The following is a 26,755-nucleotide window of genomic DNA, read 5'->3' as shown; positions in this document are numbered from 1 at the left end:
AAAGCGGTCATTCCGGGCCGGCGCGCCGCGCCGGACCCGGAATCCTGCCGAGAGTTCGGAGCGTGTCGCTGGAGTCCGGGTTCGCGGGCCGTGCCCGCGCCCCGGAATGACGATCCTCGTGGCGCGCCGGGTCAGCCGAACATCTCCACCAGGCCGAGGCTGAACACCGCGATGAACAGCGTCGCGGCAGCGCCGAGCGCCAGCGGCCGAAGGCCCTTGGCGGCGAGCTTCCGCACGTCGGTCTCCAGCCCCATGGCGGCGAGCGCCACGGTCAGCAGCCCCGTGGTGGCGAGCACGATCCAGCTCCGCACTTGCGGGTCGATCGCGATCACGCTGTTCAGGCCGCACAGCGCCAGGAATCCGAACACGAACCACGGCACCGGCTGTTTTGCCCGCGCCGTCGCGTCGCCCGCCCCGTCCGCCTCCGTCGTCCCGCCGCTGCGCGCCATCCACAGGCCGAGCAGCAGCACCACGGGCGCCAGCATCATGACCCGCGACAGCTTGGCGATGGTGCCGACATGGCCGGCCTCGCCGCCCGCCTGGAACGCCGCCGCCAGCACCTGGGCGATCTCGTGGATCGAGGCGCCGGCCCACAGGCCGTAGGCGCGCGGCCCGAGATGCAGCACCTCCGGCAGCAGCGGATACAGCACCATGGCGAGCGAGCCGAATAGAGTCACGCAGGCGACCGCATAGGCGACGTCCTCGTCCGGGGCACGGGCGGCCGTGTTGGCCGCCACCACGGCCGAGGCGCCGCAGATCGAGGTGCCGGCGGCGACCAGCCGGGCGAGCCCCGGCTCGACCCCGAGCCGCCGCCCCAGCCACAGCGTGAACAGGAAGGTCGCGCCGAGCGTCGCGGCCAGGATGGCGACGCTCGACCAGCCGAGCTCGACGATGTCGGCGGCGGTGAGCTGCAGCCCGAGCAGCACGATCGCGGCCCGCAGCACCGGGCGCATGGCGAAGCCGAGCCCCGGCTGCGCCGCGGCCGGCGTGCCCAAGAGGTTGCGAACCGCGATGCCGACGACGATCGCCAGGATCATCGGCGAGAGCACCGCGACGCCCGGCACCTGCCGCAGCGCCAGCGCGGCCGCCGCGACTCCACCGGCCAGGGCGAGGCCGGGCAACAGCGCGCGGAGCGGGAATTTTCGGGGCGGCGCCGGGCATGCGGCTTCCTGGACGATGGCGGGTGCGGTTCTGACGACGGGCGGCATCGGGCTCTCCTGGATGGCTCGGCACCAGAAAAGCCGAATGCAGCTTGATCATTCCAACAAATTATAACGCTCGATACAATCTGCAAAATCGATTATTCGATCCCGCGACGCTGCCGCAGCTTCGCACCGGCCCACCGGATCGACTAAAGACGGGCGCAGGCCCGCGTCGCGATCGCGGCCGATTGCAAAAGGGTTTCCGGAATGACGGACGGCAGCGGCGCGATGACGAAGACCTCCGACGTCGTGGTGGTCGGCGGCGGGCCGGCCGGGCTGATGGCGGCCGTGGCGATCGCCTCGACCGGCGCCGACACGGTGCTGGTCGCGGGAAAGCCGATCGTCCGCGACAACCGGACGACGGCGCTGCTCGCCGGGTCGGTCTATGCCCTGGTTGCGCTCGGCGTCTGGGAGGGCTGCCGCGAGCACGCCGCGCCGCTGCGGGCGATGCGGATCGTCGACGACACCGGCCGGCTGTGGCGCGCCCCCGAGGTGCGGTTCGACGCGCACGAGATCGGCCTCGACGCCTTCGGCTGGAACATCGCCAACCGCGACTTGGTCGCCGCCCTGGAGGCGCGCGCCGCCGCCTTTCCGAACCTGACCGTGATCCGCGACGACGCCAGCGCCGTGGCGATCGGCGACGACGCCGTGACCGTGACGGTCGCCGACGGCCGCACCGTCACGGCACGCCTCGCGGTCGGCGCCGACGGACGGAAGTCACCGGTGCGCGACGCCGCCGGGATCGCCACGCGGGGCTGGCGCTATCCCCAGACGGCGCTCACCTTCAATCTGAGCGTGTCACGCGATCACCAGGACATCTCGACCGAATTCCATTCGCCCGCCGGGCCGTTCACGCTCGTGCCGCTGCCTGGCCGGCGGGTCAGCGTGGTGTGCGTCGTCGCTCCCGCCGAGGCCGAGCGCCTTCAGGCACTCGATGCTGCTGCGCTCGACGCCGAGATGGAGCGGCGCTCGCATTCGATCCTCGGCACCGTGACGGTGGAGCCCGGCCGCGGCGCCTTCCCGCTCGCCGCCGAGACGGCGCGGGCGCTGGGCGCGCATCGGGTCGTGCTGGTCGGCGAGGCCGGCCACGTGGTGCCGCCGATCGGCGCCCAGGGCCTCAATCTCGGTTTTCGCGATGCGGCGACGGTGGCCGAGCTGGTCGCCGAAGCGCTTCGCGACGGCCACGATCCGGGCGGTGCCGCCCTGACGGCCGAGTACGACCGGCGCCGGCGCGGCGACGTCACCAGCCGGACGCTCGCCGTCGACCTTCTGAATCGCAGCCTGCTGAGCGACCTGCTGCCCGTGCAGGGCGCCCGCGGCGCCGGCCTGTGGATGCTCTCGCGCCTCGGCCCGCTGCGCCGGCTCGTCATGCGCGAGGGCGTCGCCCCGGCGCTCTCCGAGCCGAAGCTTCTGAGGGGCGAGAGGCTGGGGTGATGCGGCGTCGTTCCGGGGCGCGCGGAACGCGCGAACCCGGAATCCAGCCCCGAGCTCCGACGCCGCCGCTGGATTCCGGGTTCGGCGCCGCGCGCCGCCCCGGAATGACCATCACCCCCTACCCCAAAAAATTCAGCGGCAGCCGGTGCGTCTTGATCAGCCACAGCACCGTCGTGACGGTGAACACCGAGACGACGATGCCGACCATGATCAGGCTCGACGCCTCGGCGACCCAGGTGTCGTACTGCCGGGCCAGCACGAAGATCGACAGCGCGGTCGGCAGCGCGGCGAGCAGCACGGCGGTCGCCACCCAGGTCTCGGCGAACGGCCCGAGCAGCGACAGGAGCGCCAGCGCGACGAGCGGGTGGACCAGAAGCTTCACGGCGATGGCGATCGGCATCTCGGCCGAGAGCCGGTCGACCGGCCGCATCGCCACCGTGACGCCGAGCGCGAACAGGGCGCAGGGCGCCGCGGCGTTCTGCAGGAACTGCAGCAGCCGGTCGAGCGCCACGGGCGGCCGCACCTCCAGCGCCGCCGAGGCGACGCCGAGCACGCTCGCCACGATGAACGGATGCAGGGCGATCCGCCGCAGCACCAGAAGCAGCGTCGCGAACGCCCCCGCCCCTCCACCCCTTGCCACCGCCATCAGGAACGGCGCGAGCGAGAACACCAGAAGCGTGTCGAAGCAGAACACCAGCGCGACGGGCGCCGCCGCCTCGGTGCCGAGCGCCGACACGGCCAGCCCCGGCCCCATGTAGCCGACATTCCCGAACGAGCCGGCGAGCCCGATGATGGTCGCCTCGGCGAGCCGCCCACGCCGCAAGGCCAAGGCGATGCCGAACGTGATCAGAAAGGCGACGAAGGTGGCGAGCGTCGTCGCCACGATGAACCACACCTGGCCGAGCTCGCCGGCCGGGGTCTGCGAGAGGACGCGATAGAACAGCGACGGCAGCGCCACCCAGATGACGAAGAAGTCCATCCAGGCGAGGCCGGAATCGGGGATGCGGGCGAACCGGCCGCAGGCCATGCCGAGGAAGATCAGGCCGAAGAACGGCAGCGCGAGATTGAGGACGTCGATCATGCGGCGGTCACGGGCGGGCGGCGGTGAACGGGTCGGCTGTCGGATCGGCTCTCGGGCGGCTCGCGGCCGTCGTCCCGACGAAGGTCGCAGGATGCCGGCCGCGCCGTCCGGCTTGGCGACGGCCCCTCCTTCCACTAGGCTCGGCGGGCGAGAACGCGATCCTACTTAGAGCATTTCCCGACGGCCAGCGCAGCGCCACGCCGCGCAGGCAGCCCATGCAGAACGTCGCGGCGTTTCCCGGTTCCGGTGTGCGCGCGCGCCGTCCCGAACGGTCCCGACAACGGCGGAACAGGGTCGATGAAGCTTCCACGCAACTTCTACAAGCCGCTCGCCATCGGCGCGCCCGCGCCCTGCCGCGAGCTCCCGGTGCGGCTCGAGCGGATGATCCACTTCGTGCCGCCCCACATCGAGAAGCTCCGCGCCAAGGTGCGCGAGCTGACCGGCCAGGTCGACGTCGTGCTCGGCAATCTCGAGGACGCGATTCCCGCCGACTGCAAGGAGGAGGCCCGCCGCGGCTTTATCGAGATGGCGCGGCAGACCGACTTCGGCGCCACTGGCCTGTGGGTGCGCATCAATGCGCTGAACTCGCCCTGGGTGCTCGACGATCTGCTCGAGATCGTCGAGGCGGTCGGCTACAAGCTCGACGTGGTGATGATCCCCAAGGTCGAGGGGCCGTGGGACATTCACTATCTCGATCAGCTGCTGGCGCAGCTGGAGGCGCGCTACGGCCTGCGCAAGCCGATCTTCATCCACGCCATCCTGGAGACCCCGGAGGGCGTCAACAATGTCGAAGGGATCGCGACCGCGTCGCCGCGCATGCACGGCATGAGCCTCGGCCCGGCCGATCTCGCCGCCTCGCGGGCCATGAAGACGACCCGGGTCGGCGGCGGCCATCCCGAGTACAAGGTGCTGGCCGACGCGACGGCGGAGGGCGGCCCGCGCACCGGCTTCCAGCAGGACCTGTGGCACTACACGCTCGCCCGCATGGTCGACGCCTGCGCGGCGGCCGGCATCAAGGCGTTCTACGGCCCGTTCGGCGACTTCTCCGATCCGGAGGCCTGCGAGGCGCAGTTCCGCAACGCCTTCCTGCTCGGCTGCGCCGGCGCCTGGTCGCTGCATCCGAGCCAGATCGACATCGCCAAGCGGGTGTTCTCGCCCGATCCGGCCGAGGTGAAGCTCGCCAACAAGATCCTCGAGGCGATGCCGGACGGCACCGGCGCCGTGATGATCGACGGCAAGATGCAGGACGACGCCACCTGGAAGCAGGCCAAAGTGGTGCACGACCTCGCCCGCCTGGTCGCCGCCAAGGATCCCGAGATGGCCGCCCGCTACGGGCTGTGACGGCGGATGTGACGCTGCGCGCGCCGGCCGGCGGCACCGCCGGCTGGTCGCCCGCGACCTCGGGGTGGGCCTCCGGGGCGAAGTCCAGGGCTGCAACCGGGGAAGGGCCGAGACCCTGTTCCGCGGCCCGTCAATGCGCTATTTTCCGGACCATGAGGAAGACGCGCGTCGGCAAGTACACGATCGGCCAGGTTGTGCGGCACCGGATCTATCCGTTCCGGGGCGTGATCTTCGACGTCGACCCGGTCTTCGCCAACACCGAGGAGTGGTACGAGGCGATTCCCGAGGAGGTCCGGCCCAGCAAGGACCAGCCGTTCTACCACCTCTTCGCCGAGAACGCCGAGACCGAGTACATCGCCTATGTGTCGGAGCAGAACCTGCTGCCCGACGACTCGGGCGAGCCGCTCCGCCACCCCCAGGTCTCCGAGGTGTTCGAGCGCGGTGAGGACGGCTCCTACCGCCGCCGCTTCGAGGTGCTGAACTGAACTCGTCGGCGTCGATCTCGCGGTGATCCCCGGCGGGGAGCCGGTAGGGTGGGCAAAGGCGCGCAGCGCCGTGCCCACGCCGATTATGCTTTCATCTGTGCTGTCGTGCAGTCTTTGCCTCCGTACACGCTTTTCTCGAGCAGCGGTCGTCGTGCCGCCGGTGGGCACGCTTCGCTTTTGCCCACCCTACGGAGCTTCGCGGCCTCCTCACCACGAGGGCGGAAGCCGAGCTCGAGCCGCCCGCGCCCCAACGAAAAAAAGCGCGCCCTTCGGCGCGCTTTTTCGTGTTCGTTGAAGCGAGATCTCAGCGGCCCGGCTGGGCTCCGGCGGCCGGGGCGCCGCCCTGGCCCTCGAGCTTCTTGCGCGCCTCCTCGGCCCGCTTCTGGAGCTCCTCCTGAAGCTTCTTCTGCTGCTCCTCGAACACCTTCGGGTCGGTGGGCGGGCCCTCGTTGGCCTTCTTGAAGTCGCTCAGCGGCAGCGGGAACGAGATCGCGGCGCCGGCCAGGTTGATGGCCTGTATGGTCAGCATCTGGCCGGCCTTGAGCTTGGCGATCATGTCCGGCGTCGCCTCGTAGTCGGCCATGCAGCCGTTGGCGAAGCAGGTGAAGAACGGCCCCGTCATCGGCTGCTGCTGGTCGACGATCACGCGGGTGCCGTACTGCAGCTGCAGGGGCGACGGCAGGGTGATGCGGAACAGCTTCTTGGGCTCGCCCTCGGGCTCGATCAGGGCAGCGGCGATGACCGGCTGGCCGGCCTCGGTGCGGGCGTCCTTGCCGGTGAAGCAGACCTGCTTGGCATTGGCGTCCTGGCCCTTGCCGCAGAACTTCGCCCACGGCGAGTAGATGAGCTGCGGTCCCTGCTGCTGACCCTGCTGGGCCTGCTGCGGCGCCGCGGGCGCAGCAGGCGCGGCCGGCTTTTGCTGGGCGGCCGCCGGCGGCCGGGCGGGCTGCGCCGGCTGGGCGGGGCGGGCGGGCTGGGCTTGCGCCGGGCGGGCCGGTTGGGCCGGCTGCGCGGGCTGTTGCGCTTGCGCGACCGGAACCGCCAGCGCCGAGATCGACACGAACGCCGCCATTGCCTTCGAAAGCGATCGCCGCACCGGACGAGCCGGCGCAAATGGGCTCAGACGGGTCATGAAAATCCTCTTTGCGTTGCCGTGTCGCTGCGGCGGCCTGGTCGTCGATGCACCGGCGGGCGACGCGTCCCCTGGCGAGGGCTGTAACACCGTCTAAATGCGGCAGTAAAGTGGCCCGGTGGGCGACCTTAACGCGCTTACGGCAAGGGTTTTCGGTTTTCGCCGCAGGCCCGGGGAACGGCCCGGCGCGGGGGTGTCACGGTGACGCCCGACGGTAGCAGATCCCGGACCGGCGTCCACGCTCGTGTCCGTGCTAGCGTTCCGGCGATGCGACGAGACCGAATCGCCTGCCGCCCCTCAGCCGCCGGCCCGGACCGCCATCCGGCGGACCGACGGCGCCGATCGGCTGCGGCCGCGACCCGCCTTCTCGCATCCGGCCTGCTCGCACCCGGCCTGCTCCGACACGGCCTGCCGGCCGCGCTCGTGCTCGCGGGTCTCGTGCTCGCCGCCCTCCTCCCGACCGGCCAAGTCGCCGCCGGCGAGCCGACCCGAGCCACGCCGACCCACGCCATCGCCATGCACGGCGCCCCGGCCCTGCCGTCGGATTTTTCCCACTTCCGCTACGCCAATCCCGACGCCCCGAAGGGCGGCCGGTTGACCATGGGGGTGCTCGGCACCTTCGACAGCCTCAACCCGTTCATCGTCCGCGGCGTGCCCGTGCAGGCGGTGCGCGGGCACGTCTACGAGAGCCTGCTCACCCGCGGCTACGACGAGCCGTTCACGCTCTACGGCCTGCTGGCGAGCCGGGTCGAGACCGACCCGGACCGCAGCGTCGTCACCTTCACGATCGACCCCGACGCGACGTTTTCGGACGGCACGCCGGTGACGGCCGACGACGTGATCTTCTCCTGGGCGCTCCTGCGCGACCACGGCCGGCCGAACTACCGCACCTATTACGCCAAGGTGGCAAAGGCCGAGGCGCTCGGTCCGCGCGAGGTGCGCTTCGACCTCGCCGGCGCGAACGATCGCGAGCTGCCGCTGATCCTCGGCCTGATGCCGGTGCTGCCGCGCCACGCCGTGGACCCGGCGCATTTCGAGGAGACGACGCTGAAAGCGCCGCTCGGCAGCGGCCCCTACGTGGTCGAGAGCGTCGACGCCGGCAAGAGCGTCACGCTGGCGCGAAACCCGCGCTGGTGGGGCCGCGACCGCGCCGTCAATCGCGGCCAGTGGAACTTCGACACCATCCGGTTCGACTTCTACCGCGACGACAACGCTTGGTTCGAGGCGTTCCGCAAGGGTCTCTACGACATCCGGGTCGAGACCGATCCGGGCCGCTGGGAGACCGCCTACGGCTTCCCGGCGGTGCGCGACGGCCGCGTCGTCAAGGAGGAGTTCCCGACCGGGCTGCCGCGCGGCATGGCGGCCTTCGTGTTCAACACGCGCCGGCCGGTGTTTTCCGACATCGCCGTGCGCGAGGCGATCGTCCGCCTGTTCGACTTCGAGTGGATCAACCACAATCTGTTCTTCGACCGCTACCGCCGCACCGGCAGCTTCTTCGAGGGGAGCGAGCTGTCGCATCGCGGCCGCCCGGCCGACGCGACCGAGCGCGCCTTGCTGGCCCCCTTCCCCGACGCGGTGCGGCCCGACGTGATGGCGGGCACCGACGCGCCGCCGGTGTCGGACGGCTCCGGGCGCGACCGTGCCGCCCTGAAGGCGGCGCTCGATCTGCTCGCCCGAGCCGGCTATGTGCTCGACGGCGGCGTGCTGCGGCACCGCGCGTCCGGGCAGCCACTGACCTTCGAGATCCTGGTCACCACCAAGGACCACGAGCGCCTCGCGCTCGCCTTCGCCCGCTCGCTGGAGCGGGCCGGCATCGTGCCGTCGATCCGGGTGGTCGACGCCGTGCAGTTCGAGCAGCGCCGCATCCAGTTCGACTTCGACATGATCCCCAACCGCTGGGACCAGTCGCTGTCACCCGGCAACGAGCAGGCGTTCTACTGGGGGTCCGCCGCCGCCGACGAGCCGGGCAGCCGCAACTACATGGGGGTGCGGTCGCCGGCCGTCGACGCGACGATCGCGGCGCTGCTGCGCGCCCGCTCGCGCGAGGACCTCGTCTCGGCCGTGCGGGCGCTCGACCGGGTGCTGATCTCCGGCCACTACGTCGTCCCTTTGTATCACCTGCCCACCCAGTGGCTCGCCCGATGGAGCGATGTCCGTCACCCGGCGGCGACGTCGCTGTATGGCTGGCTGCCGGAAACATGGTGGCGCGCGGACGGCCGCTAGCTAATCTCGTCGCTGGATCGCTCGGACGATTCGCGCGCCGGGGCCACGGCCGCGGGCACGTGATCAGATCCTCTGGGACGCGACGATGATTCTCGGCGACACCTCTCCGGACGAGCTTCTGCAGGCGCAGCACGCCGGCCGGGTCACCTTCGACGACCTGATCGCCCGCGCCATTGCCCGCGCCCCCGACGCGATCGCCCTCGTCGACGCGCCGCACCGGCCGACCGCCTGCGGCGGACGTCCGCTGAGCCTCACCTGGGCCGAGGTCGACCGCATCGTCGGAAACATCGCACAGCGGCTGCGCAGCCTGGGGCTGCCGACCGACGCCGTGGTGGCGCTGCAGGGGCCGAACACGGCCGAGCAGATCCTCGCGCTGCTCGGGGTGGTGCGGGCCGGCATGATCGCGGCGCCGCTGCCGCTGCTGTGGCGCCGCGCCGAGCTGCGCGAGGCGCTCTCCCGGGTCGGCGCCAAGGCGATCGTCGCCGGCGGCCGGGTCGGCGACACGCGCCTCGTCGACCTCGCCATGACGGCGGCGGCCGACTGCTTCACGGTGCGCTGCGTCACCGGCTTCGGGCCGGATCTCCCGGACGGCATGGTGCCGCTCGACCCAATGCTGAGCGAGCCCGCCGCCGGGCCGGTGCCGCCGGTCGACCGGCCCGTCAACCCGGCCGCGCATGTGGCGGTCGTCACCTTCGACACCGATCTGGGCGGCCCCGTCGCGGTCGGTCGCAACCAGGTCGAGCTGCTCGCCGCCGGCCTCTCCATCGCGCTCGAATGCCGGATGGAGCACGCCACCACGGTGGTCTCGACCCTGCAGCCGTCGTCGCTCGCCGGCCTCTCGACCGGCCTGGTGCCGTGGCTCTTGCTCGGCGGCACGCTCGCGTTGCACCCGCCGTTCGACGCCGGCGTGCTCGGCGACCAGCTCGACGCGCTCGACGCCCGCGTCCTCACCCTGCCCGGCCCGCTCGCCCAGCGGCTGGCCGAGGCCGGCGTGCTCGGCCGCGCCCCGAAGCTGTCGAGCGTCATCGCCGTATGGCGGACGCCGGAGCGCCTCGCCGCGGCGGCGGACTGGCCGACACGGGACTGCGCCCTGGTCGATCTCCAGGTGTTCGGCGAGACCGGCCTGATCGCCGCCCGCCGCGGAACAGACGGGCGCCCCGCCGCCATAACGGCCGGCGCCGTGACGGCGCCGCGCACCACGCCGGGCGCGACGCTCGTCGCCGAGATCGCGCGCTCCGACCTCGGCACGCTGACGATCCGCGGCTCGATGGTGCCGCGCCACCCGTTCCCGCCCGGCGCCGAGCGCGGCAACGCGCCGTTCCTGCAGATCGGCTCCGATCTCCACGTCGACACCCGCCAGCCCTGCCGGGTCGAGAAGTCGACGAACGTGCTCACCGTGACGGCGCCGCCCTCCGGCTTCGTCTCGATCGGCGGCTACCGGGTGGCGCTCGCCGAGATCGAGCGGGTCACCGACGAGATCGCGCCCGGCACGACGCTGCTCGCCTTGCCCGACATCCTCATGGGCCAGCGCCTGTTCGGCCATGCCGGCCACGGCGAGGAGACCCGCGCGGCGCTGACCGAGCGCGGCGTCTCGCCGCTCGTCGTCGCCGCCTTCCGGGACCGCCGCACGCCGGCCGCGTCGGCGGCGGCGTGATCACGTCGGCGGGCCGCGGTGCGGCCGACGTGACGCGGCGCACATTCACGGAAGCGTTGACGCCGCGTTAACGGCGTTCGCATAGGCTGCACGGTGCCCCGCCCGAGGAGTGCCGATGTCGCTGCAAGGCCCCGTGATCGTGATCGCCGAGGACGCCGATCCGGTTCTCGCGCATGCGCTCGAACTCGCCGGGGCCGCCCCGGTGATCGCGGCGCCCTGGTCGAAGGCCGCCGCGACGATCGCCAAGCAGGCGCCGGCCGGCCTCGTGATGCCGCAGGCGGCCGATGCGCCGACCGCCAAGGTGCTCGACAAGATCCGACAGGCGCTCGCCGACCTCGCCGTATTCACGCCGGTGCTCGCCGCGCCGGTCGACGGGCTTCGTGATCATCTTCCGGACGCACTGCCGATCGCCGCCGACGCACCGTGCGAGCGCATCGTGGCGCGGCTCGACTCGGCGCAGCGCGTCCGCACCCTGCATGCGACCGTCGCGCGTCGCGCCGCCCTGGTCGCGCCGGAGACCGATGCGCCGGTCGATGCCGCGACGCATCCCGCTACCGACCCGCTCGACGACGCGACCGTGCTGGTGTGCGGCCGCGGCCGCACCTATCCGGGGCTCGGCACCGCGGTCGGCGAGCGGCTCGGCCTGATCGGCGCGCTCGGCATCGAGACCGCCGCCCGCTATCTCAACGCCCGCGACGTCGACGGCATCGTCGTCGGCGACGGCTTCGGCCCGCGCACGCTGGAAGCCTTCCTCACCGCGCTCGCCGAGGATCCGCGCTTCCGCGACCTCCCGGTCGCGCTGCTGCCCGAGCTGCCCGCGACCTTCGACGCGGTGCGGCTGCCCAATCTGGAAAACCTCTCGGGCGAGCCGGCCGCGGTCGTCGATGCGCTGGTGCCGCTGGTGCGGCTGCACGCTTTCGAGGCGCGGCTGAGGCGCCAGCTCGCCGCGCTCGACGCGCAGGGGCTGGTCGATCCGGTCACCGGCCTGTTCACCGTCACGGGCTTTCTGCGCGATCTCGCCCGCGCCGTCGAGGAGGCCAAGACCCGCGGCCAGGCGCTGTCCATCGCCCGCTTCTCGTTCCCGCCGACGCTCGATCAGCGCGCCAGCCTCGACGCGGCGCGGCTCGCCGTGCGGGTCGTCCGCAATGTCGACTTCGCCTGCCGGGCGAGCGACGGCTCGATCCTGGTGACGTTCCAGGCGACCCCGCTGGAGAAGGCCCACGCGGTGGCGCGCCGCATCGCCAGCGTGCTGCGCCACACCATGCTGGCGCCGGCCGACGATCCGACCGGCCGCATCGACGCCTCCGTGACGCTCGCCATGCTCAAGTCCACCGACACGGTGGAGAGCCTGCTCGCGCGCGTCTCCGAGCCGGCGCCCGTGGCGGCGGAGTGACGTTCGGACGCGCCACGGCGCAGCTCACCAGACCGGCACGCCGATCCGCCGCATCACCCAACCGAACAGCCACACCCACGCGACGCCGAAGAGTGCTCCGGCCACGGCGAGAATGACGACTCCCGCCATGCCGGCCGGCGGGCTCGCCCACAGCATCCCGACCGTCCACGGGACCGCGACCAGCACGGCGGCGGTGCGACGCGACACGCGGGACCGGGGCTCCCCACGGTCCGGCTCGACGGGGGACGGCGCGACGGAGTTCTGCATGGCGGTTCCTCCTGGAGCGCCGATCCTGCGCCGGCGCGCCCGACGGTTCGGTGATCCGGATCACACAGGGCCGGACAGATCGGGCTTGTCGGGCGCCGAGGCGACCCTATTCTCGCGGGCGACCCGAGCCTGTTCTTCCGTGGAGCCCCCGATGACCGACACCCTCGTGCTGGAAAAAATGCCGATCGACGTCGTCTCCGACGTCGTCTGCCCGTGGTGCTTCATCGGCAAGCGGCGCCTCGAGCGCGCGCTCGAGGCGGTCCCCGACGTCCCGGTGACGGTGCGCTGGCGCGCCTATTTCCTGAATCCGTGGGTGCCGCGCGACGGCATCAGCCGGCGGGCGTATCTGGAACGGAAGTTCGGCTCGGTCGAGCGCTACATGGCGAACGCGCCCCGCATGATCGCCGCCGCCGAGGCCGAGGGACTCGTCTACGCCATCGACAAGATGACCTGGCAGCCCAGCACCATCGACTGCCACCGCCTGATCAAGTGGGCCGGCGAGCAGCAGCCGGCGCTGGCCGGCGCCATGAAGCAGCGGCTGATGGAGCTGTACTTCTCCGAAGCCGCCAACCTGTCGGAACGCGGCGTGCTGGTTCAGGCCGCGGCCGACATCGGCCTCGACGCGGACGTGATCAGGTCCCGCCTCGCCACCGACCAGGACGAGGCCGCCGTCACCGAGGAGGCCGAGGCGGCGCAGCGCGCCGGCGTCGAGGGCGTCCCGTGCTTCGTCTTCGGCGGCGTGCTCGCCGTCTCGGGCGCCCAGTCGCCGGAGTATCTCGCGGAGGCGATCCGGCGGGCTTTTGGCACGTTCCAGCAGAAGGTGGCGACGGGCGAGATCGCGGATCCGGACCGGCGGCCGTATTGAGACCTCGTGTCCCGGACGCGGTGCAACGCACCGCGAGCCGGGACCCAGGGGCGAACGGACAAGGCTGTGCCGAGCTGCCCCTGGGCCCCGGATCTGCGGCGCATCGGGCCCGCTGGCCCGACGCGCCTTGTCCGGGGCACGCGGCCGCTTTCTCGGCTGCTACGCCGCCTTCTTGGTCGCGATCGCGGCGAGGTCGCGGAGGATCGCGGTCGAGCCCTTCAGGCGGTCGACCGGCTCCTCCCAGTCCTCGAAGAACACCACCTTCATGTCGGGCCGCACCTTCGCCATCACGCCCTGCTTGCGGATGTAGTGCACGAGGCCGGCCGGATCGGCGAAACTGTCGTCGCGGAACGCGATGACGGCGCCCTTCGGACCGGCATCGATCTTCGCGACATTGGCGCGGCGGCACAGCGCCTTCAGGAGCACGGTGCGCAGCAGATACTCGACCTCGACCGGCATCGTGCCGAACCGGTCGACCAGCTCGGCCGCGAAGCCGTCGATCTCGCGCTCGTCGTCGAGGTCGGCGAGGCGCCGGTAGAGGGCGAGCCGCACCGAGAGATCCGGCACGTAGTCCTCCGGGATCAGCACCGGCATGCCGATGGTGATCTGGGGCGACCAGCGGTCCTCGACGGGTGCGGCGACGCCGGCCTTGAGGCTCTCGACCGCCTCCTCCAGCATCTGCTGATAGAGCTCGAAGCCGACCTCCTTGATGTGGCCGGACTGCTCGTCGCCCAAGAGATTGCCGGCGCCGCGGATGTCGAGATCGTGCGAGGCGAGCTGGAAGCCGGCGCCGAGCGTGTCGAGCGACTGCAGCACCTTCAGGCGCCGCTCCGCCGTCGGCGTGATCTTGCGCCCGGCCGGGATCGTGAACAGCGCATAGGCGCGCGTCTTGGAGCGGCCGACGCGGCCGCGGAGCTGATAGAGCTGGGCGAGGCCGAACATGTCGGCACGGTGCACGATCAGCGTGTTGGCGGTCGGGATGTCGAGGCCCGACTCGACGATCGTGGTGGAGAGCAGCACGTCGTACTTGCCGTCGTAGAAGGCCGACATGACGTCCTCCAGCACGGCCGGCGCCATCTGCCCGTGCGCCGTGACGACCCGCACCTCCGGCACGTGCTTGTCCAAGAACGTCTTGGCCTCGGCCAGGTCCTCGATGCGCGGGCAGATGTAGAAGGCCTGGCCGCCGCGATAGCGCTCGCGCAACAGCGCCTCGCGCACGGTGAGCGGATCGAACGGGGTGACGAAGGTGCGCACGGCGAGGCGGTCGACCGGCGGCGTCGCGATGATCGACAGCTCGCGCACGCCCGTGAGGGCGAGCTGCAGGGTGCGCGGAATCGGCGTCGCGGTGAGGGTCAAGACATGCACCTCGGAGCGCAGCGCCTTCAGGCGCTCCTTGTGGGCGACGCCGAAATGCTGCTCCTCGTCGACGATCACGAGGCCCAAATCCTTGAACTTGATCGCCTTGCCGAGCAGCGCGTGGGTGCCGACGACGATGTCGACCTGCCCCTCGGCGAGACCCTTCTTGGCCGCGGAAGTCTCCTTCGAGGTGGCGAGCCGCGAGAGCTGCGCGACGTTCACCGGAAAGCCGTGGAAGCGCGTCGCGAAGGTGCGGAAATGCTGGCGGGCGAGCAGCGTCGTCGGCACCACGACGGCGACCTGCTTGCCGTTCATCACGGTCGCGAGCGCGGCGCGCAGCGCCACCTCGGTCTTGCCGAAGCCGACGTCGCCGCACACCAGGCGGTCCATCGGGCGGCCGGCCGAGAGGTCGTCCAGCACGGCGTTGATCGCGTTGTTCTGGTCCTCGGTCTCGTCGTAGGGGAAGCCGGCGCAGAACTCGTCGTACACGCCCTGCCCCAGCGTCAGCCGCGGCGCCTCGTGGAGCTGGCGCTCCGCCGCGATCCTGATCAGCTCGCCGGCGATCTCGCGGATGCGCTGCTTCATCCGCGCCTTGCGCGTCTGCCAGCCGGCACCGCCCAGACGGTCCAGCTCGACCGCCGTATCCTCCGAGCCGTAGCGCGACAACAGCTCGATGTTCTCGACCGGGAGGTAGAGCTTGTCCTGGCCGGCGTAATGCAGCTCCAGGCAATCGTGCGGCGCGCCCGCGGCTTCGATCGTCTTCAGCCCGACGAAGCGGCCGATGCCGTGGTCGACATGGACGACGAGGTCGCCGGCCGACAGGCTCGTCACCTCGGCGATGAAGTTTTCCGCCTTCTTGCTGGCGCGACGCTGGCGGACCAAGCGATCGCCGAGAATGTCCTGCTCGCCGATGACGGCGAGGTCGTCGGTCTCGAAGCCCGCCTCGATGCCGAACACGGCGAGCGACACCTCGACGGCGGGGCGCGACTTCGCCTCGGGCCAGCTCGACACGTGACGCAGATTGACCAGCTTGTGGTCGGTCAGCACGTTGCCGGTACGGTCGCGGGCGCCCTCGCTCCACAGCGCGACGACGACGCGCTTGCCGGCGCCCTGCAGCTTTTCCACGTGCTGCTTCAGCGCCTCGAAGACGTTGCCGTCGGGCTTGGCGCGCTCGTCGGCGAAGTTGTGGCCGGCCCGGGTTCCGATGTCGACGACAGCGCCTTTTTCAGCGGCGCCCTCCGGCGACGCGAAGGGCGTGACGCGCACCAGCGAAGCGTCGGCGAGTTTGTCGCGCCATTCCGTTTCGCCCAAGTAGAGACGATCGGGCGGCAGCGGCTTGTAGGGCGGGCCGCCGCCGTCCATCGCCACGGCCTGCTTGCGCGCCTCGTAGTAGTCGGCGATCTGCGCGAGCCGTTCGTGCGCGGCCTCTTCGGCCAGCGGCTCCAGCACCACGGGCGTGTCCGGCACGTAATCGAACAGCGTGTCCATCCGGTCGTGGAACAGCGGCAGCCAGTGCTCCATGCCGGGATAGCGGCGGCCTTCGCTCACCGCCTCGTAGAGCTGATCCTCGGAGCCCGCCGTGCCGAAGGTCGACACATAGGACTGGCGAAATTTTCTGATCGTCTCCGTGATCAGCTGGAACTCGGCGACCGGCACGAGGTCGAGCGCGTGGAGCTGGTCCTGGGTGCGCTGGGTCTCGGGATCGAAGGTGCGGATCGATTCCAGCGTGTCGCCGAAGAAGTCGAAGCGCACCGGCTCGTCGCGGCCGGCCGGATAGAGATCGATGATGCCGCCGCGCACCGCGTACTCGCCGGGCTCGCGCACCGTCGCGGTGCGCAGATAGCCGTTGAGCTCGAGCCAGCGGGTGATGCCGTCCATGGCGATGCGGTTGCCCGGCGCGGCGGAGAGCGCCTGCCCGGCGATCTGGCGCTTCGCCGGCACGCGCTGCACCACGGCGTTGACCGTGGTGAGCAGCACGGTCGGCTTCTCTGAGCCCTTCAGCCGCGCGAGCCGGGCCAGCGTGATCATCCGCTCGGCGACGATGCCGGCATGCGGCGAGACGCGGTCGTAGGGCTGGCAGTCCCAGGCCGGGAACTGGAGCTGGACGAGGTCGGGCGCGAAGAAGCGCAGCGTGCGGGCGAGCTGCGCCATGCGGGCGCCGTCGCGGCAGACGACGAGGAGCGAGACGGCGGGCGCGTCCGTGCGGGCGGCGACGGCGCGGGCGAGATCGCCGAGGACGAAGCCCTCGGCCCCGTCGGCGACGCTGGACAGGGTCAGGGCGCGGCCGGGCTTCAGCAGGGCGGCGGGGGAATTTGCGGGGGCAGTTCGTGCCATGTCGGACCAGCGATCTTGAACTCGGCATCGTCATGGCCGGGCTCGTCCCGGCCATCCACGATGGCACTGCATTCGGCGTCCTCGGCCGGACGGTCGCGGCCGAAGCAGACGTGGATGGCCGGGACGAGCCCGGCCATGACGGCGTCGGTGATACTGGCTTAGTCGACCCCGACTGCGTCGACGGCCCTACACCGCCGCGGCGCCGTGGTCGAAGTCCTTGAGGCGGCGGAACAGCGGCGTGTCGTATTCGGGCGGCACCGGCTTCGACCCGGTGATCCAGGCGTAGAGGTCGAGGTCGGGCGCCGCGCACCAGCCCTCGAACTCGGTCACCTCGTCCTCGGTGAGGTCGGCGATCACGGCGTCGGCGAAGCGCCCGGTGAGCAGGTCGAGCTCGCGGGTGCCGCGCCGCCAGGCCCGGAACAACAGTCGCCGCCGCCGCTCCGACAGCCCCGCGCTCGATCGTGTGGTTCCGGTCATGGCACCCTCCCGGCGCCCGGGGCGCCCGCCTAGTCAAAACGCCGAAAGCCCGGACGAGGCCGGGCGCGGGATCGATATAGCGACCCGGGGCCGAATCTCCAACGTCGGAGGGCGGGCCTGCGAAGCATGCCCGCAGTGTCGCGCGGCGTGAGGTCGGACCGGGCGGGCAACGGCGACGACGCCGTCGCCCGTTCTACGGGAGCGCTCGTGCCGAAAGATGCCGGATCAACGCCCGCGCCTCCGCCGGTGGGGGCTGCTCGACGCGGCGGTACTCGCGGCCGTCCGGGGTGCGGACGAGCAGGCCGAGATCGACCAGCTCGCGGCGCAGCAGCACGTGATCGCCGAACCGGTGCGCGGCCTTCAGGGCCTCGTTGACGGCGGGCTCCGACAGCACCGTGCGGGTCGGCAGCCGCGACCACATCACCCACAGGCACGGAAGCCGGTCGGAGTGCTTGCCGGGCCAGCGGACGAGCCGCCCTTCCGCATCGAAGTACCTGGCGATGCGCTCGACCTTGACGAAATCCACCGGCGGCTCGGGCGCCGCCGGCGGAGCCGGGTTCTCCAGCCGCTCGCGCGCCTCGGCCTGGGCGCGGAAATGCTGGAAGTTGCGGCAGCCGGCGGCGCGCGCCAGCATGTTGAGCAGCTCGACATGGCCGGGCGGCTCGCCGCCGTTCGCGGCGAGAGCGCGGGAGACCTCGCCCTTCAGGGCGCGGGCGAGCGCGGACATGTCGTCCGCGATGTACGGAAAGATCTGACGGGACATCATCTGATCCTCGCCGTGCCGGGCTCTTGCCCGATCCTGACGGACCGTCGTGGTCGCCGGCTTCGACGTGGCACGGGACAGGGTGTCCGGAAACATGTTGTCCGGAGACAGGGTGTCGACCGTGACGAGACGTGCTGGCAGGTTTAGCTCCCCTTGCGGGGCGGCGACGCCTGGGTGAACTGCCGACCGAGGTGCGATATACGGCAGCGATCCACGCCGTGCAAGCACCCGCACGGCCGCCGCCGGACGAGACCGTGAGACCCACCGCCCTCAATCCCCTGTTCGCTTCGGTGACCACCCTCACGGGGATCGGGCCGAAGTTCGAGCGGCTGTACCGCCGCCTGCTCGACCGCGACGAGCCGCGGGTGCTCGACCTCGTCTTCCATCTGCCGACCGGCGTGGTCGACCGGCGGGCGCGGCCACTGCTGCGCGACGTCAAGCCGGGCCAGATCGCGACCGTTCTGGTGACGGTCGACCGCCATCGCCCGCCGGCGCCGGGCCGCTCGCGCGCCCCGTATCTCATCTATGCGAGCGACGGCACCGGCGACCTGATCATCACCTATTTCAAGGCGCGGCCCGAGGTGATGGAGAAGCTCCTCCCCGTCGGCGAGACGCGGTGGGTGTCGGGCACGGTCGCGACCTATGACGGGATGCTGCAGATGGTGCATCCCGATCGCGTCGTCACCGAGCAGGACGTCGCCAAGATGCCGGCCGTCGAGCCGGTCTATCCGCTCACCGAGGGCCTGTCGCCGTGGGGCGTGCGACGCGCCGTGGAGGCGGCGCTCACAAAGGTGCCGGCGCTGCCCGAATGGCAGGACGCGGCCTTCATGGCCACGCGAAAGTTTCCGAGCTTCGGCGACGCGCTGCGCGCGGTTCACCGCCCGTCGTCGCCCGACGATTCCGCGCCGGAGAAGGCCGCATGGTCACGCCTCGCCTATGACGAGCTTTTGGCCGGCCAGCTCGCGCTGATGATGATGCGGGCCCGCATGAAGAAGGCCGCCGGCCGCTCGACCACGGGCGACGGCCGCATCCGTGAGAAGCTGCGCGCCGCCCTGCCCTGGACGCTCACCGCCTCGCAGGCCAAGGCCGTCGAGGACATCGCGGCGGATCTGGAGAAGCCCGAGCGCATGCTGCGGCTGCTGCAGGGCGACGTCGGCTCCGGCAAGACGGTCGTCGCGCTGTTCGCCTGCGCGGCGGCCGTCGAGGCCGGCAGCCAGGCCGCCCTGATGGCGCCGACCGAGATTCTGGCACGGCAGCATCTGAAGACCATCGCGCCGCTCGCCGAGAAGGCCGGCCTGCGCGTCGCCATCCTGACCGGCCGCGAGCGCGGCCGCGAGCGCGGCGAGACGCTGCAAAAGCTCGCCGACGGCGAGATCGACATTCTGGTCGGCACCCACGCGATCTTCCAGGACGAGGTGGCGTTCAAGGATCTCGCCCTCGCCGTGGTCGACGAGCAGCACCGCTTCGGCGTCCACCAGCGCCTGGCGCTGGCGCAGAAGGGCCGCGCCGTCGACGTGCTGGTGATGACGGCGACGCCGATTCCGCGAACACTCGTGTTGACGTATTTCGGCGACATGGACATCTCGGAATTGCGTGAAAAACCCGCCGGGCGAAAACCGATCGACACCCGCACCGTGGCGCTCGACCGGATCGACGACGTCGTCGCGGCGGTCGGTCGCGCCATTGCGGAGGGGCGGCAGGTCTACTGGGTCTGTCCGCTGGTGGAGGAGTCCGAGACGATCGATCTCGCCGCCGCCCAGGACCGTTTTCGCGATCTGTCGGAGGTGTTCGGCGAGGGCGTGGTCGGCCTCGTGCACGGCAAGATGCGCGGCACCGAGAAGGACGCGGCGATGGCGAAGTTCGCCGCCGCCGAGACCATGCTGCTGGTCGCCACGACCGTCATCGAGGTCGGCGTCGACGTGCCGCGCGCGAGCGTGATGGTGATCGAGCACGCGGAGCGCTTCGGCCTCGCCCAGCTCCATCAGCTCCGCGGCCGCATCGGCCGCGGCGCCGAGAAGTCCACCTGCCTGCTCCTCTACAAAGCGCCGCTCGGCGAGGCGGCGAAGGCGCGGCTCGCCACCATGCGGGACACCGAGGACGGCTTCCGCATCGCCGAGGAGGACCTGAAGCTACGCGGCGAGGGCGACGTGCTCGGCACGCGACAGAGCGGCCTGCCGGGCTTTCGGGTCGCCCGCATCGAGGTGCACGGCGAGCTGCTGCAGGCGGCGCGCGACGACGCCAAGCTGATCATGGAGCGCGACGGCGGCCTCGACGGCGAGCGCGGCGCGGCGCTGCGCACCCTCCTCTACCTCTTCGGCCGCGACGAGGCGGTGCGCCTGATCCGCGCCGGGTGACACGCGATCACGGGCTTGTGCGCGGCCGTCGCGAACTTTTCGCAGGTCGCCGGGGACGAAGCTCCGCACTCTCAGCATAATGCGCGCCGCCTCGGTCCGAGGCAGCGGGCGACGCATGGTCGCCCGTTTTCACCAGGAGCCTGAGCCCCATGATCGGACGTTTCTCGGTCGGACGTTTCTCCCCCGGACGTTTCTCGCGCGGACGGTTCTCGCGCGGACGGTTCTCGCCCGCGATTATCGCCGCCGCCCTCGTGATCGGCCTCGCGGCGCCGGCCGCGGCCGAAAAGTTCGATCTCTCGACACTCTCCTGCAAGCAGTTCCTGTCGAGCAGCAAGGACGACATCACCATCACGCTGGCCTGGCTCGACGCCTATTACCGCGACGAGGACGATCCGCCGATCATCGACACCGAGCGACTCGAGGCGAACACCAAGAAGCTCGCGCAATACTGCAGCGAGAACCCGAACGTCGGCGTGATCACGGCGGCGGACAAGCTGTTCGACTGATCTGCGAGACCTGACGCGAAAGCGTGACCAGATCGGCGCTCGACCCGATCTCGGCCTCTCGATGGTCGTCATCCGCGCAGGCGGACGACCCAGTATCCACCGACGCCCGACAGGACGTCGAAGCGCTTCAGCGTACTGGGTGCTCCGCCTTCGCGGAGCACGACCGGCGACAGGTCCAGCGCTCGAGCATGCGCTGACAGGTTCGCCCTCCCCGCATCCTTAACGAACCGTGAAAGACGCAGCCCCCGTTTCGGCGGCCGCGTCAACGCGGCCTTGGCGGATCGCGTGGCCCACTCGGCGGACGTCGATCCGACGCCACGAGGGCCCGCGTGAGCACCATCGCCACCATCGCACTGTCCGGCATGACGGCGGCTGTCCGCCGCGTCGAGGTGTCGGCCAGCAACGTCGCGAATGTCCGCTCGACCGGCGCCCTGCCCGGCAAGACCGGCACCGTGCCGGCCGGTCAGCCGAGCGCCTACGCGACGCTGCGGGTCAACCAGACGGCAGCCGCGACCGGCGGCACGCAGACGACCGTCACGACCACGGGCGAGCCGCCGGTCCCGACGCCGGACCCGCAGGCGCCGTTCGCCGATCCGAACGGCATGGTGGCGGCGCCCGCCGTCGACCTCACCCGCGAGATGGTCGAGCAGGTGATCGCCAGCTACACGTTCACGGCCAATGCGCGGGTGATGAAGACCGGCCACGAGATGACCAGGACGCTGCTCGACGCCAAGGCGTGATCGGCGCGCCGGCGCGGCGCGCCCAATCACCACTGGCGGGCTTTGCGTTATTCGGTCATTCCGGGGCGGCGCGCCGCGCCGAACCCGGAATCCAGCCCAGACTCGAGCTCGCCGCTGGATTCCGGGTTCGCGCCTTCGGGGCGCCCCGGAATGACGAATTCTGCCAAGGCCTCCACGGGCGAGAGGCGCTATCGCACCAGCACGGCCCGGTAGCGTTCGTGGACCACGGCGACCGGCGTGCCGTCCGGCAGGTCGAGCGCGGCGCGGTGCTCGAAGACGTGGACGGCCGCGGCATCCGGCCCGGCGTCCCGGGTCGCCGCCTCGATCACGTCGGCCGGTGCGACGCTGACGTGGAAGGTTCGGCGCCGCGGCTTCAGGTCGGCGATCGCCTCGCCGAACGGCGTGTCGCCGCGCAGGCGCTCGCGCATCGCCGCGGTCAGGCGATCGGCGAAGTACCAGTTCACGGCATCGACGAGCACCAGACCGCCGAGCCGGATATCGACCCGCCGCAGCGTCGTCCCGCGGGCGTCCCCGCCGAGCGCCGCGAGACTGTCGGGATCGAGCACGGCGGGGGCCGGCCGGTCGTGCCGCCGCACCGTGATGCGGCCGGCGCCGAGACCGCGGGCGCGGCACCAGTCCTCCAGGGCGCGCGTGGCGAGCTGGGTGAGCAGCAGGCGGCTGCTCAGCGCCTCGGCCGCACGCATGCCGTGCAACGATTCCGGCTGGAGCGAATCGGACGGCAGCACGCCGGGCACCACGACCTGAACCATGCGCGCCCGGTCCGCCGCCTGCTCAGCCCGCCGTGGCCGCGGCCTTGCGGGCCGCGTCGCCGTCCCGACCGGCGCCCTCGCGATCTTCGGCGGCGTGCTCGGCGGCCGCCGCCTTGCCGGCCGCCTCGGCGGCCTGGATGGTCTGCGCCGCCGCGGCGAGCGCCGCGAGCTTCTTCTGCCCCTCGTTGCCGTTCGGCTGGATCATGCCGGCCGACATCACCAGCTTGGCGGCCGCCTCCACCGTCATGTCGAGCTCGATGATCCGGCTCTTCGGCACGTAAAAGAAGAAGCCAGTGGTCGGGTTCGGCGTGCAGGGCATGAAGCAGGAGACGTGCTCCCCGGCCGGCAGCCGGTCGGAGACCTGCTGGCCCGGCGAGGCGGAGAGGAACACCAGCGACCACATGCCGGGCGAGGGAAACTCGATCAGCGCCACCTTGCGGAAGCTCGAGCCGGTCTCGGAGAACAGCGTCTCGAACACCTGCTTGAGGCCCTTGTAGAGCGAGCGCACCAGCGGCATGCGGTCGAGCAGGCGCTCGCCGAACTCGACCAGCGTCCGCCCCACCAGGTTGGCCGTGAAGAAGCCCAGCATGGTCAGTGCCAGGAACGCGATGATCAGGCCGGTGCCCGGGATGCGCCAGGGCAGATAGGTCTCGGGCCGGTACTGGACCGGGATGAAGGGCTGCACCAGCGCATCGACCCAGGTGACGAAGGACCAGGTCAGCCACAGCGTGATGGCGACCGGCCCGGCGACGACGAGGCCGGTGAGGAAGTAGTTGCGCAGTCGCGCGCCGCCCCCGAGCGACGGCGCCGGGTGGACGAGCGGCTTGTCGGTCGACTTGGGCGCCCCGGTGTGCGACGCCCCGATGTGCGGGTCCGCGGGCGGCTTCGGCGTGTCGGTCACGATCGTCGGCCCTGTCTTCGCGGTCGGCCGCGCGGCGTGGCGCGCGCGGCCCGGAGATCGCCGTCGAATCTATTCGACCGTGACCGATTTGGCGAGGTTGCGCGGCTGGTCGACGTCGGTGCCCATGATGACGGCCGCATGGTAGGCGAGCATCTGCACCGGCACCGCGTACACCATGGGTGTGACGGAGGCCGGCATGTGCGGCAGCACCACGGTGGCGAGCGAATCGACCGTCGCCTCGGCGACGCCCTGCGGGTCGGTGAGCAGGATGATCTTGCCGCCGCGGGCGGCGACCTCCTGCATGTTCGAGACGGTCTTCTCGAAGACGCGGTCGTGCGGGGCGATGACGATCACCGGAATCGTCTCGTCGATCAGCGCGATGGGCCCGTGCTTGAGTTCGCCGGCCGCGTAGCCCTCGGCATGGATGTAGGAGATCTCCTTGAGCTTCAGCGCGCCTTCGAGCGCCAGCGGGAAGCTGGTGCCGCGGCCGAGATAGAGCACGTCGCGGCTCTTGGCGATGTCGCGGGCGAGCTTCTCGACCTCGGGCTCCAGCGCCAGCGCCGCCGTCATGTGGCGCGGCACCTCGATCAGGGCGCGCACCAGGCGGCGCTCGTCGTCCTCGGACAGATTGCCGCGGGCACGGCCGGCCGCGATGGCGAGGCAGGCGAGCACCACCAGCTGGCAGGTGAACGCCTTGGTCGAGGCGACGCCGATCTCCGGGCCGGCGAGCGTCGGCATCACCACGTCGCTCTCGCGGGCGATCGTGGAGGTCGGGACGTTGACGACGGAGACGACGTGCTGGCCGTTCGCCTTGGCGTGGCGCAGCGTCGCCAGCGTGTCGGCGGTCTCGCCCGACTGGGAGACGAACACCGAGAGGTTGCCGGGCGTGAACGGGGCGTCGCCGTAGCGCAGCTCGGAGGCGATCTCGATCTCGACGGGCAGCCGCGCGAATCGCTCGAACCAGTACTTGCTGGTCAGCCCCGCGTAATAGGCGGTGCCGCAGGCCGCGATGGTGACGCGCTGCACGGTGCGGAAGTCGAACGGCAGGTCCGGGAGGACCACGCGCTCGTTCGCGAAGTCGACATAGTGCGCCAGCGTGTGCCCGACCACCTCGGGCTGCTCGTGGATTTCCTTCGCCATGAAGTGGCGGTAGTTGCCCTTGTCGACCAGGAAGGCCGACGCGGCCGACTTCATCGTCGTCCGTTTCACCGGCGCGCCGGACTCGTCGTAGACTTGCAGGCCGCCGCGCTTCAGGACCACCCAGTCGCCGTCCTCGAGATAGCTGATCGTCGAGGTGAAGGGGGCGAGCGCGATCGCGTCGGAGCCGAGATACATCTCGCCGTCGCCATGGCCGACCGCCAGCGGCGAGCCGCGCCGCGCGCCGATCAGGAGATCCTCCTCACCCTCGAACAGGAAGCCGAGCGCGAAGGCGCCGCGCAGCCGCGGCAGCGCCGCCTTGACGGCCTCGACGGGCGACAGGCCGGTCCCCATCAGGTGGTCGACGAGGTGCGCCACCACCTCGGTGTCGGTCTCGGTGACGAAGCTCGCCCCGTTGCCCTGCAGCTCGTGGCGCAGCTCGTTGAAGTTCTCGATGATGCCGTTGTGGACGACGGCGACGCGCTTTCCGGCATGCGGATGCGCGTTGGTCTCGTTCGGACGGCCGTGCGTCGCCCAACGGGTGTGGCCGATGCCGATGGTGCCGGCGAGCGGCTCGCGCTCCAGCCGGTGCTCCAGGTTCTTGAGCTTCCCCTCGGCGCGGCGGCGGGTCAGGTGGCCGTGCTCCAGGGTGGCGACGCCAGCCGAATCGTAGCCGCGGTACTCGAGCCGCTTGAGCGCGTCGACCATCCGCGGCGCGACCGCCTCGCGCCCGAGGATTCCGATGATTCCACACATGGGAGGAGCACCCCTTTTCGCGAGCGGATCGCCGACGCGCGGCCGGAGGACCCGGCGGCGTCGGTGCGAAGCAAGAACAGGACCGGCACCCGCCCGAACGGGCCGACCTCAGGGCGCCGATCGCGGCTTTTTCTTGGCGGCCATCACGGCGCGCCAGCGCGCCGCCCAGCCTTCCTTGACGGTCTGCTTGCCACGGGCGACCGCGAGGCCGTCGGCCGGGACGTCAGCCGTGATCACCGAGCCGGAGCCGACATAGGCGCCGTCGCCGATCTTCACCGGCGCGACGAGCGAGGAGTTCGAGCCGATGAAGGCGCCTGCGCCGATGTCTGTCTTGTGCTTGAGGATGCCGTCGTAGTTGCAGGTGATGGTGCCGGCGCCAATGTTCGCCTTCGCCCCGATCCGGGCGTCGCCGATATAGGTGAGGTGGTTCGCCTTGGCGCCGGCCTCGACGGTCGCGGCCTTGATCTCGACGAAGTTGCCGACGTGGACGTCGCGCTCCAGCACGGCGCCGGGCCGCAGCCGCGCATAGGGGCCGACGATCGCGCCGGGGCCCACCGTCGCCCCTTCCAGGTGCGAGAAGGCGCGGATGACGGCGCCCTCCGCCACGCTCACGCCGGTGCCGAACACGACATAGGGCTCGATCGTCACGTCGCGCGCGATCTTGGTGTCGAAGGCGAGGTGCACGGTCTCGGGCGCCGCCATGGTGACGCCGGCGTCGAGCAACGCGCCGCGCAGCCGGTGCTGCAGCACGGCGCCGACCTCGGCGAGCTGCGCCTGGGTGTTGACGCCCAAGACCTCGCTGTCGTCCGCAGCCTCGGTGACGACCGCGCGAAATCCCGCCTTGCGGGCGAGCTCGACCACGTCGGTGAGATAGAACTCGCCCTTGGCGTTGTTGGCGTCGATGCGGTCGAGCAGCGCCAGCGCGTGCGCTCCCGAGATCCCCATCAGGCCGGCATTGCACAGGCGGATGGCTTTCTCGTCGGCGCTCGCGTCCTTCTCCTCGCGGATGGCGACGAGGTCGTCGCCCTGCGTGACGAGGCGCCCGTAGCCGGCCGGGTCGGCCGGGCGGAAACCGAGCACCGAGACGGCGGCGCCGGCGGCGAGCGGGGCGCGCAGCGCCGCGAGCGTCTCGGGCCGGATCAGCGGCGTGTCGGCGAAGGCGACGAGGATGTCGTCGGCGCCCTGTTCCAGTGCGGCGCGGGCGGCCAGCACCGCATGCGCGGTGCCGCGGCGCTCGGCCTGCACGAACACGGCGGCATCGGGCACCTGGGCCGTGACGGCGGCCGTCACGGCGTCGGCGTTCGGCCCGACCACCACGGCGACGCGGCTGCCGGTCGCCTGCACGGCGGCGAGCACGTGGCCGACCAGCGGGCGGCCGGCGATCGCGTGCAGCACCTTCGGGCGCGACGAGCGCATGCGCGTACCCTCGCCCGCGGCGAGGACGACGGTCAGGCAGGATCGCGCCGACATGAGAACCCCTCGTTGCATCCGGGCCTCGGCCCCGAAGACTGCGCCCTCATAGCCTGCCGAAAGCCCCCCGAAAAGTCGGAACCGGTGCCTGCCGGACACGGCGGTCGCGGCCGA

Annotated in this window: 22 protein-coding genes; 10 read left to right on the top strand and 12 right to left on the bottom strand. The window is 71.4% G+C overall.

All coding sequences use genetic code 11. The features are described 5' to 3' along the window. Positions 1 to 131: 131 nt before the first annotated feature. Positions 132 to 1,208: a YeiH family protein gene (locus tag ABTU92_RS13975; RefSeq protein WP_408091579.1), complete on the bottom strand. Its 1,077-nt coding sequence runs from the start codon at positions 1,206 to 1,208 to the stop codon at positions 132 to 134. A 222-nt stretch (positions 1,209 to 1,430) separates the two neighbouring features. Between ABTU92_RS13975 and ABTU92_RS13970 the strand changes: the two genes are divergently transcribed. Continuing rightward, positions 1,431 to 2,636: a UbiH/UbiF family hydroxylase gene (locus ABTU92_RS13970; RefSeq protein ID WP_408091577.1), complete on the top strand. Its 1,206-nt coding sequence runs from the start codon at positions 1,431 to 1,433 to the stop codon at positions 2,634 to 2,636. Positions 2,637 to 2,754: 118 nt separating this feature from the next. Here the strand turns inward: ABTU92_RS13970 and ABTU92_RS13965 are convergent, their stop codons facing one another. Beyond that, on the bottom strand, positions 2,755 to 3,717 hold the full coding sequence (locus ABTU92_RS13965) for an AEC family transporter (protein WP_408091575.1): 963 nt from the start codon (positions 3,715 to 3,717) through the stop codon (positions 2,755 to 2,757). A gap of 297 nt (positions 3,718 to 4,014) precedes the next feature. Here ABTU92_RS13965 and ABTU92_RS13960 point away from each other — a divergent pair, with 297 nt between their 5' ends. Both ABTU92_RS13960 and hspQ read left to right on the top strand, forming a co-directional pair. Then, the gene (locus ABTU92_RS13960; RefSeq protein WP_408091573.1) at positions 4,015 to 5,058 is read left to right on the top strand and encodes an HpcH/HpaI aldolase/citrate lyase family protein; all 1,044 of its coding nucleotides are present in this window, start codon (positions 4,015 to 4,017) and stop codon (positions 5,056 to 5,058) included. 152 nt (positions 5,059 to 5,210) lie between these two features. Beyond that, complete coding sequence (hspQ, locus tag ABTU92_RS13955) at positions 5,211 to 5,543, top strand: heat shock protein HspQ (RefSeq protein ID WP_408091571.1); 333 nt, start codon at positions 5,211 to 5,213, stop codon at positions 5,541 to 5,543. 304 nt (positions 5,544 to 5,847) lie between these two features. On the opposite strand, the gene ABTU92_RS13950 is transcribed toward hspQ, so the two are convergent. Continuing rightward, positions 5,848 to 6,615, bottom strand: a complete 768-nt coding sequence (locus tag ABTU92_RS13950) for an invasion associated locus B family protein (RefSeq protein WP_408091569.1) — start codon at positions 6,613 to 6,615, stop codon at positions 5,848 to 5,850. Positions 6,616 to 7,098: 483 nt separating this feature from the next. Here ABTU92_RS13950 and ABTU92_RS13945 point away from each other — a divergent pair, with 483 nt between their 5' ends. The 3 genes from ABTU92_RS13945 to ABTU92_RS13935 all read left to right on the top strand — a co-directional run bounded on the left by ABTU92_RS13945 (position 7,099) and on the right by ABTU92_RS13935 (position 11,945). Beyond that, complete coding sequence (locus ABTU92_RS13945; protein ID WP_408091567.1) at positions 7,099 to 8,898, top strand: extracellular solute-binding protein; 1,800 nt, start codon at positions 7,099 to 7,101, stop codon at positions 8,896 to 8,898. Between the two features lie 85 nt (positions 8,899 to 8,983). Further along, complete coding sequence (locus ABTU92_RS13940) at positions 8,984 to 10,552, top strand: AMP-binding protein (protein WP_408091565.1); 1,569 nt, start codon at positions 8,984 to 8,986, stop codon at positions 10,550 to 10,552. 115 nt (positions 10,553 to 10,667) lie between these two features. After that, entirely contained in the window at positions 10,668 to 11,945 is a 1,278-nt protein-coding gene (locus ABTU92_RS13935) for a GGDEF domain-containing protein (protein WP_408091563.1), read from the top strand. Between the two features lie 24 nt (positions 11,946 to 11,969). On the opposite strand, the gene ABTU92_RS13930 is transcribed toward ABTU92_RS13935, so the two are convergent. Further along, positions 11,970 to 12,152, bottom strand: a complete 183-nt coding sequence (locus ABTU92_RS13930; RefSeq protein WP_408091561.1) for a hypothetical protein — start codon at positions 12,150 to 12,152, stop codon at positions 11,970 to 11,972. Between the two features lie 211 nt (positions 12,153 to 12,363). Between ABTU92_RS13930 and ABTU92_RS13925 the strand changes: the two genes are divergently transcribed. After that, complete coding sequence (locus tag ABTU92_RS13925) at positions 12,364 to 13,077, top strand: DsbA family oxidoreductase (protein ID WP_408091559.1); 714 nt, start codon at positions 12,364 to 12,366, stop codon at positions 13,075 to 13,077. Between the two features lie 159 nt (positions 13,078 to 13,236). Here ABTU92_RS13925 and mfd read toward each other — a convergent pair whose 3' ends face one another. The 4 genes from mfd to ABTU92_RS13905 form a co-directional block, all read right to left on the bottom strand. Continuing rightward, positions 13,237 to 16,767 carry a transcription-repair coupling factor gene (mfd, locus tag ABTU92_RS13920; RefSeq protein WP_408091557.1) on the bottom strand — a complete coding sequence of 1,177 codons (3,531 nt, stop codon included), beginning with the start codon at positions 16,765 to 16,767 and terminating at the stop codon, positions 13,237 to 13,239. Beyond that, positions 16,725 to 16,904: a hypothetical protein gene (locus tag ABTU92_RS13915; RefSeq protein ID WP_408091555.1), complete on the bottom strand. Its 180-nt coding sequence runs from the start codon at positions 16,902 to 16,904 to the stop codon at positions 16,725 to 16,727. The genes mfd and ABTU92_RS13915 overlap by 43 nt, the downstream gene beginning before the upstream one ends. Positions 16,905 to 16,953: 49 nt before the next feature. Continuing rightward, the gene (locus tag ABTU92_RS13910) at positions 16,954 to 17,244 is read right to left on the bottom strand and encodes a succinate dehydrogenase assembly factor 2 (protein WP_111359882.1); all 291 of its coding nucleotides are present in this window, start codon (positions 17,242 to 17,244) and stop codon (positions 16,954 to 16,956) included. Positions 17,245 to 17,437: 193 nt separating this feature from the next. Further along, positions 17,438 to 18,007 (bottom strand): DUF2087 domain-containing protein, encoded by a 570-nt coding sequence (locus ABTU92_RS13905; protein WP_408091652.1) that lies wholly within the window; start codon positions 18,005 to 18,007, stop codon positions 17,438 to 17,440. Positions 18,008 to 18,261: 254 nt separating this feature from the next. Between ABTU92_RS13905 and recG the strand changes: the two genes are divergently transcribed. The 3 genes from recG (at position 18,262) to ABTU92_RS13890 (ending at position 21,607) form a co-directional block, all read left to right on the top strand. Then, entirely contained in the window at positions 18,262 to 20,361 is a 2,100-nt protein-coding gene (recG, locus tag ABTU92_RS13900) for an ATP-dependent DNA helicase RecG (protein ID WP_408091553.1), read from the top strand. A gap of 149 nt (positions 20,362 to 20,510) precedes the next feature. Further along, the gene (locus ABTU92_RS13895; RefSeq protein WP_408091551.1) at positions 20,511 to 20,867 is read left to right on the top strand and encodes an HdeA/HdeB family chaperone; all 357 of its coding nucleotides are present in this window, start codon (positions 20,511 to 20,513) and stop codon (positions 20,865 to 20,867) included. A gap of 329 nt (positions 20,868 to 21,196) precedes the next feature. Next, complete coding sequence (locus ABTU92_RS13890) at positions 21,197 to 21,607, top strand: flagellar basal body rod protein FlgC (protein WP_408091549.1); 411 nt, start codon at positions 21,197 to 21,199, stop codon at positions 21,605 to 21,607. Positions 21,608 to 21,795: 188 nt separating this feature from the next. Here the strand turns inward: ABTU92_RS13890 and ABTU92_RS13885 are convergent, their stop codons facing one another. The 4 genes from ABTU92_RS13885 to glmU all read right to left on the bottom strand — a co-directional run bounded on the left by ABTU92_RS13885 (position 21,796) and on the right by glmU (position 26,641). Further along, positions 21,796 to 22,377 (bottom strand): hypothetical protein, encoded by a 582-nt coding sequence (locus tag ABTU92_RS13885; RefSeq protein ID WP_408091547.1) that lies wholly within the window; start codon positions 22,375 to 22,377, stop codon positions 21,796 to 21,798. 22 nt (positions 22,378 to 22,399) lie between these two features. Continuing rightward, entirely contained in the window at positions 22,400 to 23,242 is an 843-nt protein-coding gene (locus ABTU92_RS13880) for a DUF502 domain-containing protein (protein WP_408091650.1), read from the bottom strand. Between the two features lie 105 nt (positions 23,243 to 23,347). After that, positions 23,348 to 25,171 (bottom strand): glutamine--fructose-6-phosphate transaminase (isomerizing), encoded by a 1,824-nt coding sequence (glmS, locus tag ABTU92_RS13875; RefSeq protein ID WP_408091545.1) that lies wholly within the window; start codon positions 25,169 to 25,171, stop codon positions 23,348 to 23,350. A 108-nt stretch (positions 25,172 to 25,279) separates the two neighbouring features. Next, complete coding sequence (gene glmU, locus ABTU92_RS13870; RefSeq protein ID WP_408091543.1) at positions 25,280 to 26,641, bottom strand: bifunctional UDP-N-acetylglucosamine diphosphorylase/glucosamine-1-phosphate N-acetyltransferase GlmU; 1,362 nt, start codon at positions 26,639 to 26,641, stop codon at positions 25,280 to 25,282. Positions 26,642 to 26,755: the final 114 nt, after the last annotated feature.

Source organism: Rhodoplanes sp. SY1 (assembly GCF_046000175.1).
In the GTDB taxonomy this organism is placed as follows: Bacteria; Pseudomonadota; Alphaproteobacteria; order Rhizobiales; family Xanthobacteraceae; genus Rhodoplanes.
This window is presented reverse-complemented; position numbering and strand designations above follow the sequence as displayed.

Excerpts from the sequence above, each read along its gene's own strand:
- ABTU92_RS13950 (WP_408091569.1), bottom strand. The coding sequence starts at position 6,615 with ATGGCGGCGTTCGTGTCGATCTCGGCGCTGGCGGTTCCGGTCGCGCAA.
- ABTU92_RS13910 (WP_111359882.1), bottom strand. The coding sequence starts at position 17,244 with ATGACCGGAACCACACGATCGAGCGCGGGGCTGTCGGAGCGGCGGCGG.
- ABTU92_RS13960 (WP_408091573.1), top strand. The coding sequence starts at position 4,015 with ATGAAGCTTCCACGCAACTTCTACAAGCCGCTCGCCATCGGCGCGCCC.
- glmU (WP_408091543.1), bottom strand. The coding sequence starts at position 26,641 with ATGTCGGCGCGATCCTGCCTGACCGTCGTCCTCGCCGCGGGCGAGGGT.
- ABTU92_RS13975 (WP_408091579.1), bottom strand. The coding sequence starts at position 1,208 with ATGCCGCCCGTCGTCAGAACCGCACCCGCCATCGTCCAGGAAGCCGCA.
- ABTU92_RS13935 (WP_408091563.1), top strand. The coding sequence starts at position 10,668 with ATGTCGCTGCAAGGCCCCGTGATCGTGATCGCCGAGGACGCCGATCCG.
- ABTU92_RS13940 (WP_408091565.1), top strand. The coding sequence starts at position 8,984 with ATGATTCTCGGCGACACCTCTCCGGACGAGCTTCTGCAGGCGCAGCAC.
- ABTU92_RS13965 (WP_408091575.1), bottom strand. The coding sequence starts at position 3,717 with ATGATCGACGTCCTCAATCTCGCGCTGCCGTTCTTCGGCCTGATCTTC.
- ABTU92_RS13970 (WP_408091577.1), top strand. The coding sequence starts at position 1,431 with ATGACGAAGACCTCCGACGTCGTGGTGGTCGGCGGCGGGCCGGCCGGG.
- hspQ (WP_408091571.1), top strand. The coding sequence starts at position 5,211 with ATGAGGAAGACGCGCGTCGGCAAGTACACGATCGGCCAGGTTGTGCGG.
- glmS (WP_408091545.1), bottom strand. The coding sequence starts at position 25,171 with ATGTGTGGAATCATCGGAATCCTCGGGCGCGAGGCGGTCGCGCCGCGG.
- ABTU92_RS13915 (WP_408091555.1), bottom strand. The coding sequence starts at position 16,904 with ATGGCCGGGCTCGTCCCGGCCATCCACGTCTGCTTCGGCCGCGACCGT.
- ABTU92_RS13895 (WP_408091551.1), top strand. The coding sequence starts at position 20,511 with ATGATCGGACGTTTCTCGGTCGGACGTTTCTCCCCCGGACGTTTCTCG.
- ABTU92_RS13925 (WP_408091559.1), top strand. The coding sequence starts at position 12,364 with ATGACCGACACCCTCGTGCTGGAAAAAATGCCGATCGACGTCGTCTCC.
- ABTU92_RS13905 (WP_408091652.1), bottom strand. The coding sequence starts at position 18,007 with ATGTCCCGTCAGATCTTTCCGTACATCGCGGACGACATGTCCGCGCTC.
- ABTU92_RS13885 (WP_408091547.1), bottom strand. The coding sequence starts at position 22,377 with ATGGTTCAGGTCGTGGTGCCCGGCGTGCTGCCGTCCGATTCGCTCCAG.
- mfd (WP_408091557.1), bottom strand. The coding sequence starts at position 16,767 with ATGGCACGAACTGCCCCCGCAAATTCCCCCGCCGCCCTGCTGAAGCCC.